General features: G+C 42.6%; 2 protein-coding genes and 2 tRNA genes. All 4 read right to left on the bottom strand.

What is annotated here, in order from left to right; translation table 11 throughout:
- Nucleotides 1-135: 135 nt before the first annotated feature.
- Nucleotides 136-217 (bottom strand) — tRNA-Leu (locus AB0N16_RS41690).
- A gap of 8 nt (nt 218-225) precedes the next feature.
- A tRNA-Lys gene (locus AB0N16_RS41695) sits at nt 226-298 on the bottom strand.
- A gap of 124 nt (nt 299-422) precedes the next feature.
- Nucleotides 423-1370 (bottom strand): IS30 family transposase, encoded by a 948-nt coding sequence (locus tag AB0N16_RS41700; protein ID WP_003130410.1) that lies wholly within the window; start codon nt 1368-1370, stop codon nt 423-425.
- Nucleotides 1371-1470: 100 nt separating this feature from the next.
- Nucleotides 1471-1745, bottom strand: a 275-nt coding sequence (locus AB0N16_RS41705; protein ID WP_365806025.1) for an aminotransferase class V-fold PLP-dependent enzyme, incomplete at its 5' end; no start/stop codon positions are given.

Here is a 1745-nt window from a genome sequence, read left to right on the forward strand (position 1 = left end):
TGGAACCGACCGATCCGACGACCGCCGTACCGAGTCAGAACGACTCCGCGACCGGGGGCGGGGATTCGAACACGCGACCCTCTGATTACAAATCAGATGCTCTACCAACTGAGCTAAGTCGGCTAATACCTAGTATGCGGATGAAGGGACTTGAACCCCCACGCCGTTAAGCGCTAGATCCTAAATCTAGTGCGTCTGCCAATTCCGCCACATCCGCTAGGATTATGACCCGTGCTGGGCTCGAACCAGCGACCCTTTGATTAAAAGTCAAATGCTCTACCAACTGAGCTAACGAGTCATGCTTAAAGCGTCATTTTCACGACGAAATATATTATAACACAGACTTTCTGAAATTTCTAGTCTCAGCTGTAATTTTTTTATTTTTTTAAAAATTTATTATTTACGCAAATTGCAAGTCCAAGTTAGCCAGCCAAGCTCATCTCATATGAACTCTTATAGTTGAACATTTTTCTTGGATAATGGTTCATCCAATACTCGATAGCGGCGACTTCTTCAGGGGTCGTCTTTGTTGTGCCTTTTGGCAGATGCCTACGAATCATTCGGTTATGGTTTTCATTCGTCCCTCGCTCAAAGCTCGCGTAGGCGTGTGCATAGTAAACTGGACAGCTTACGACCTCAGAGAGCCTTGCAAATTCATGGCCATTGTCAGGGGTAATGGATTTGAAGTCATAACTTTTTTGAAGTTCCACCAGCTCATCATTGACCGCCTGTGCTGTTTTCCCATCAATCAAGCGAATGATCTCCGTGCGGTATTTTCGCTCTGTGAGCGTCAAAAGCACCTTGTTCTTAGCTCTCGTAAGAATGACCGTGTCAATCTCGTAATGCCCCACTTCTAAGCGATTGTTAATGAACTCAGGCCGTTCTTCAATAGACTTACCAAAAGGATGCTTTGGCGCACGAGGTTTGATTTTCTTTGCCGCCTTATACTGCGGATAGAAAAGATGATGACGCTTGGCTTCTAACCAGCCCCAGTTGACCCAATTGTAGAGGCTGCTCAGAGAAACTCCTTTTAGAGCCTGATGAATGACTTCCAAAGAGTCCTTGTCTTCTTTAAGACGTGTACTCACATAACAATCAATCTCAGTCGTGAGTTTACTCGGACGAACACTGTGAGCCCTCAATCCTTCATAATTTTCTTGAGCCTTTTTAGCAGAGTATTTTACCTTCCGCTTGAGCTGGATTTCCCCTCGCTTCATCTCTCTGTCAATCGTCCCATGAGCTTTATTCAATAAGCGCGCAATCTCACGGTTGCTCAGTCCTTCTTTATTGTGCCAACGTTCAATGTTTAAACGGTCTTGATTGGTCAGGTGTTTCCCTTTGCTCTGGCTTGTGATAGAATAGTCTTGCATCTGAATTTCCTTTTTATACTATTTGGTCGAACTTCTAGTATAAGAGATTCAGATGTTTTTTGCTTGACTCAAGGTGGCTAACTTCATTTTACAATTTGCGTTATTTTTTTAAAATAGAACTAAGTTTTTCAACGAAGAGATTAACTTCATCAATTGTATTCATTTCTGAAAAAGAAATACGTATGTTTTCTTTTAGTTTTTCAGAATTTTTCCCGTAAACAGCTTCAAGAACATGGGAAGGTTCGATTGTACCGGCTGTACAAGCAGAACCAGTTGAGATTGCGAAACCAGCTAAATCAAGTTTGGTCAAGAGCAAATCATGATTTTCATTCGGAAAAGCAAGATTTAGAACATGAGGCATACTTGGACCAAAAT

Origin of the sequence: Streptomyces sp. NPDC051105, from assembly GCF_040682795.1 — a bacterium.
GTDB lineage: Bacteria > Actinomycetota > Actinomycetes > Streptomycetales > Streptomycetaceae > Streptomyces.